6 protein-coding genes are annotated in these 5969 nt (G+C 58.2%); 3 read left to right on the top strand and 3 right to left on the bottom strand.

Annotation, left to right across the window (positions count from 1 at the left end; genetic code table 11):
• Nucleotides 1-442, bottom strand: a 442-nt coding sequence (locus tag AAAB35_RS08415; protein ID WP_340667770.1) for an Hsp70 family protein, incomplete at its 3' end; no start/stop codon positions are given.
• Nucleotides 443-686: 244 nt separating this feature from the next.
• Between AAAB35_RS08415 and AAAB35_RS08410 the strand changes: the two genes are divergently transcribed.
• Complete coding sequence (locus AAAB35_RS08410) at nt 687-1847, top strand: zinc metalloprotease HtpX (protein WP_340667769.1); 1161 nt, start codon at nt 687-689, stop codon at nt 1845-1847.
• A gap of 9 nt (nt 1848-1856) precedes the next feature.
• Here AAAB35_RS08410 and AAAB35_RS08405 read toward each other — a convergent pair whose 3' ends face one another.
• Nucleotides 1857-2843, bottom strand: a complete 987-nt coding sequence (locus AAAB35_RS08405; RefSeq protein WP_340667768.1) for a Gfo/Idh/MocA family oxidoreductase — start codon at nt 2841-2843, stop codon at nt 1857-1859.
• A 42-nt stretch (nt 2844-2885) separates the two neighbouring features.
• Nucleotides 2886-3776, bottom strand: a complete 891-nt coding sequence (locus AAAB35_RS08400) for a LysR family transcriptional regulator (RefSeq protein ID WP_340667766.1) — start codon at nt 3774-3776, stop codon at nt 2886-2888.
• 100 nt (nt 3777-3876) lie between these two features.
• Here AAAB35_RS08400 and AAAB35_RS08395 point away from each other — a divergent pair, with 100 nt between their 5' ends.
• Both AAAB35_RS08395 and AAAB35_RS08390 read left to right on the top strand, forming a co-directional pair.
• Nucleotides 3877-4872: an aldo/keto reductase gene (locus AAAB35_RS08395; protein WP_340667764.1), complete on the top strand. Its 996-nt coding sequence runs from the start codon at nt 3877-3879 to the stop codon at nt 4870-4872.
• 129 nt (nt 4873-5001) lie between these two features.
• Nucleotides 5002-5904 carry an aspartyl/asparaginyl beta-hydroxylase domain-containing protein gene (locus AAAB35_RS08390; protein WP_340667763.1) on the top strand — a complete coding sequence of 301 codons (903 nt, stop codon included), beginning with the start codon at nt 5002-5004 and terminating at the stop codon, nt 5902-5904.
• Nucleotides 5905-5969: the final 65 nt, after the last annotated feature.

The following is a 5969-nucleotide window of genomic DNA, read 5'->3' as shown; positions in this document are numbered from 1 at the left end:
CGTTGAAGTAGGCCGGAACCGTGATGACGGCTTTCTCGACCTTTTCGCCGAGATAGGCTTCGGCGGTTTCTTTCATCTTCTGCAGAATCATCGCTGAAATCTGCGACGGGGAGTATTTCTTGCCGTGGACTTCTACCCAGGCATCACCATTGTCGCCTTTGACAATATGGTACGGAACAAGCTTCTTGTCCTTCTCGACTGTCGGATCATCAAAGCGACGACCGATAAGACGCTTGACTGCGAAAACAGTTCCTTCCGGATTGGTCACAGCCTGACGCTTGGCCGGCTGGCCGGCGAGGCGCTCATCGCTATCCGTGAAAGCGATGATCGAAGGCGTCGTACGAGCACCTTCCGCATTCTCAATGACCTTCGCGTTCTTGCCATCCATGACAGCGACGCAGGAATTGGTCGTTCCCAAATCAATACCGATAACTTTTGCCATTACTTCATCTCCATTCAGCAGGCTGCTGGGACCTCTGCCGAGCATTCCATTCAGCAGCCCCTAGGGGGTTTCAACAATAGGGGACCACCGAGGCGAGCGGTTCTTACATTGTTGGGGGCTATATAAGAAGGGTGAATTTGCCATGCAAGTCAGAAGCTACAGCATTTGTCGGGGGAAATGTTGCAAAAGTGTCGTAAAAACCGGGTCTATTGCCCAAATCCGGCACTGACCCCATATTTCGCCGATGACCGACAGCACATTTCATCCCAATATTCCCAGGCACCGTCGTAGCCGACTCATCAATACGCTGCACACGTGGCTCCTTCTGGCGGGGAGCCTGGCGCTTTTGATTGCCTGTGGTTGGACCCTGGCTGGCCCGGCGGGGATCGCCTATGCGCTCGTTTTCGGTGGCATCAGCCTCTTTGCGATACGGCGGATCAGCCCGCAGATGATTCTGGCGATGTACAAGGCGCGGCCAGTGACACGCGCGGAATTTCCGCAAGGGTTGGCAATCGTCGAGGAGCTTGCCAGGCGAGCCGATCTTCCGGCGGCGCCGAAGCTGCACGTGATCCCCTCGCGGATGATGAACGCCTTTGCCGTCGGCAGCAGGGAAACAGCTGTCGTCGCCGTTACCGATCAGTTGGTCCGGGCGCTGACCGCGCGCGAACTCACCGGCGTGCTCGCACACGAAATCAGCCATATTCGCAATGAAGACCTGAAGGTAATGGCGCTTGCCGACACGGTCTCGCGCTTTACCTCGCTGATGTCGACGATCGGTATCGTCTCGCTGCTCTTCAATGTCACCTGGCTTGCAAGCGGATCGACGCCGCAGATACCCTGGCTTGGCGTCCTGGTTCTGCTGGTGGCCCCGACGGTGGGCGGCCTTCTGCAGATGGCGCTTTCGCGCACACGCGAGTTCAACGCCGATCTCGGCGCAGCCATGTTGACCGGCGATCCTGAGGGCCTCGCTCAGGCGCTGACAAAACTCGAAAAGGCGCAAGGCAAGGTCTGGGAAAGCCTGATTCTGCCTGGCGGTCGCATACCTGACCCTTCCATCCTGCGCACGCACCCGCTCACCGAAGCGCGGGTGGCGCGGCTGAAGGCCTTGAAGGAAGCTTGCGCCATCGTGGCGAGCGGCGACAAAATGCCCGACGATATTCTCGTCAAACTCGAGCTCGAACCGCAGGAACATATCCGCACGCGCCCGAGGTCGGTCCCTCAGATCGGCCAGCAATATGGCCGCTGGAACTCAAACAATCTGGAGATTCTGTCGCTCATCAACACGCAGGCTACTCATCCGGTCGTCGCCGAACCCGATGCCGAGTGCGAGGCCTGCGCTGCGAGCCTTTATACTCCCGACGGCAACCCGCGGGTACACGTTACCCGCGGCGGGGTTTATTGGTAGATCAGCGTCTCAAACAGTTTCCCACATGCCGCTTTTATCGGCGCGGTAAATCGCATCGATGAGCTTCTGGTTGCGCACCGAATCCTCCAGCGTGAAGATAGGCGCGTTTTCGCCCTTGGCGGCACGGGCAAAGGCTTCCACCTCGAGGCGGTAGTGGTTCACATCGCTGAAGTTGAATTCCGTGGCGCTGCTATGGTTGGCATTGTTGAGCGTGATCTTGGCATGATCGTACTTGCCGGTGTTGAAGGGTGCCAGCACCTCGATAAACCCTTTATCGCCATGGAATACGATCGATTGGCGCGCCGCCAGCTGAGTCGCGACGTAGAATGTGAGTTCAAACCCATCAAAATCGGCCCGCACGCTGGCATAGCGGTCGGTGCCGAATTCGGGGTCGCGCTCGACGGTGGCAGCGACGCGCAAGGGCTCCTTGCCGGTGACAAAGCGGGTTGCCACGGTCGGGTAGACGCCAATATCGGGCAAGGCGCCGCCGCCGAGCGACACCTGGTTGCGCATATTGCCTGCGTCCTTGTTGAAATAGGTGAAAGCGGCCTGCACCTGGCGCAGGGTACCGATGGCGCCATCGGCGATGAGTTCGCGTACCTTCAGCCATTGCGGGTGATAGGTAACCATGAATGCTTCCGAGATCAGTACGCCATGCGCGTCGCGCGCCCGCTGCAGGGCGGAGATTTCACCCGCATTCAGCGAAATCGGTTTCTCGCACAGGACATGCTTTCCGGCTTCGGCTGCTTTCAGAGACCATTCAATGTGCTGCGATGTCGGCAGTGGAATGTAGACGCCGTCGATTTCCTTTGAAGCGAGCATCGCCTCGTAGGAGCCGAAGGCATGCGGGGCGCCAAAACGATCGGCGACCGCGCGCGCCTTGGTGAGATCACGGCTGGCAATGCCTGCAAGAACCCCGTTCTCCGCATCGCAAATCGCAGGAATGACGGCTGTCACTCCGATCTTGGCAGTCGATAGAACACCCCAACGGAACATGACGCTTCTCCTTCTCTTCAGTGCAACTGAGCAAGAAAGGCTCTAGGTTGTAAATCGGAAGAAATCAATGAAGGCGCGCAATGCCGGGCGCATTTGCCGGCGGCTCGGATAGTAAAGGTAGACACCAGGAAACGGGGCGCACCAATCTTCGAGCACGCACTGCAGCCTGCCGTCGGCAATCGCTCCCGTCGCCATATACTGGAGGAGAAACGCAAGACCAGCGCCGCCAAGCGCCGCCTCGATCACCAGCCGGTCGTCACCAAGGATCAGCGGACCACTCACGTCAATGACGATCTCCTCGCCATCCTTCTCGAACTCCCATCGATACACCTGGCCACTGGAAAAGCGACGGCGAATACACCGATGCGCAGCAAGATCGCGCGGATGGAGCGGCGCCGGGTGCTGATTGAGATAGGCAGGGGCGCCGACGATGTTGGCATGGATGGGTCCGCTCAGCGGCACGGCGATCATGTCAGGCTCCAGACTTTCGCCAAGCCGCATACCGGCGTCGACTCCCGCCGCAACGATGTCGTTGAACGGTTCTTCCACCCTGATTTCGAGCGTCACCCCGGGATAGGCCGCGCTGAAGGCCGCAAGGCCTGGGGCGAGCAGCCAATGCGCTGCAAAGGGCGGGACGCTCAAACGCAGGTTGCCGGCAACGCGATTGTTCGCTTCCTTGACCGCATCAAGCGCAAGATCGATCTCGCCGAGCGCCGGACGGAGGCGCTTCAGCAAAAGGGCACCCTCTTCCGTGACTGCGACGCTGCGTGTGGTACGGGCTAGCAACCGCACACCCAATGCCTGTTCGAGGCTGGAAATAGCGTGGCTAACCGCGGACGGCGCTATTCCCAATTCCTTGGCCGCGCCACGAAAGCCGCCACTTGCGGCCACGGCGGCGAAAATGGCCAGTTGTGGGAGGCGCGATCGTTCCATTGATCTACCATATCGAACAAGCTGTGAAATCGACAGGGAATTATCGAACACTGCGCCGTTGCCTATGTTCGTTTCACCACACGAGCCAAGGAGATCAGTGATGGAAAAGCGTAAACTCGGAAAAGAACTCGACGTCTCGGCTGTCGGCCTCGGCTGCATGGGCATGAGCTTCGCCTATGGCGGGCAGGAAGAAGCCGATGCCATCCGCACGTTGCACCATGCGGTGGATATCGGCGTCACCTTTTTCGATACGGCCGAGGTATACGGTCCATTCGACAACGAGATACTTGTCGGCAAGGCAATGAAGGGCCGGAGGGACAAGGTGGTCATCGCCACCAAATTTGGCTTCAAAATTGCCGACGAAGGCGTAGGGGTTTCCCGTATGATCGGCGTCGACAGCCGGCCGGAACACCTGAAGACCGTCGCGGAAGCATCGCTCGGACGCCTTGGCATCGAGCAGATCGACCTTTTTTACCAGCACCGCGTCGATCCGAACGTACCGATCGAGGAGACTGTCGGCGCCATGGCCGACCTGGTCAAGCGGGGTAAGGTCAAGGCTCTTGGCCTGTCCGAAGCGAGCGCTGCCACGATTCGCCGAGCGCACAAGGTCCATCCCATTGCCGCCGTACAGAGCGAATATTCCTTGTGGAGCCGCGAGCCCGAAGAGGAGGTTTTCGCCGCCTGCAAGGAACTTGGGATCGGCTTTGTCCCCTATAGTCCGCTCGGTCGCGGCCTCCTGACTGGAACGATCAGCAAGCCGGACGAGCTCGGCACCGACGATTGGCGCAGGACGCTACCGCGCTTTCAGGCGGAGAACATGGACGCCAATGCAACACTCGTCGCCACGTTGAAAGGTCTCGCGGCCGACAAAGGTATAACACCGGCGCAACTGGCGCTCGCGTGGGTACTGCATCAAGGCGAGTTCATCGTACCGATCCCCGGCGCGCGCAAAATCAAGCACCTTGAGGAAAATGCTGCAGCGGCCGACATAAGATTGTCACCAGCGGATCTTGCGAAGATCGGCGATGCCCTTTCGCCGAACCGCGTTGCCGGCAAGCGCTATACCGACACCGCGCTTTCCCTCGTCAATGGTTGATCGCTTATGAGAGGCTGAATATGCGGGGCGCGTCTGCTTAGCGCCCTGCACTGGTTGCCTGCTCCTCCAGACTTGACAGACAGCCTTCCCGTGGGGCCTATACCTGACCGCCGCCGGCCACTTTAAAAAATGCGTCGGCGGTTGTATATCGCGCAGGATCGATTTGTCTCAACAAGCCGCGCCATCAGCCAATCTGTCGTGGCGCTCAACTGGAACATCATGGAAAAAGCAACGAAAAAGTCGCTTCGGCGCTGGGGTATCGGATTGGTTGTGCTGGCGATCATCGCCTGGTTCGTACCTTATCTGGTGATCTTCTATCTGATCTGCGGCATCTATGATCTGTCGCGCAACAAGAACCTCACCCTGCAGGTGGTTGAGCAGTATTTCTTTGGCAACGGCATCTTCACCTGGGTTCTTTCGCCGCTCAATATCATCCTCGATATTCTCTCCCTGCCTTACGTCAACAAGGGCGTCTATCGTTTGCACGACCTGCCATCCGACTATCAGGCAGAAGTGAAGCGCCTGATCACGGCCACGCAGAAAGAGAACATCGTCGGCCAGTTGCAGCAGCGCGCCGAGCAGCAATCGCGTAGTATGTTCTTTTTCAAATGGTACGGTAAGGACCAGCCCAGCTTTGCCAACGTGCCCTCGTTCTACGAGAAGTACAATTTCGTGAAAACGATCGGGGTCTCGGTCTTCAACAAGAAGAATTCCACGTCGAAGCACTTCGGGCCGATGCGCGCGACGATCCGGGTTCTCTACAACATCAACGATATGAATGACCGCTCGGCCTATATCTGGTGTGGCGACACCACAAGTTACTGGAAGGACGACAAGCTGTTCATCTTCGACGATACATTGATGCACCAGTCGGTGAACCAGACCGACCAGACCCGCTATTGTCTGTTCGTCGATATCCTGCGCCCGTCCTATGTGCCAGGTTTCTTCGCTGCCGTCGTCGCCTTCATGGGTGTGATCCTGAAGGGCAGCAATTCAATCTTCTACAAGAATTGGAAGGTTATTCAGAAGTAGGACTTTGGTGCCTCCCGCAGGGATCCTCGGATCAAGCACGAGGAACCCTGCGGACAGATGGATGC

Source organism: Phyllobacterium sp., from assembly GCF_037994425.1.
Taxonomy (GTDB): domain Bacteria; phylum Pseudomonadota; class Alphaproteobacteria; order Rhizobiales; family Rhizobiaceae; genus Phyllobacterium.
The sequence above is the reverse complement of the archived record's forward strand: the minus strand, read 5'-3'. Positions and strand labels throughout refer to the sequence as shown.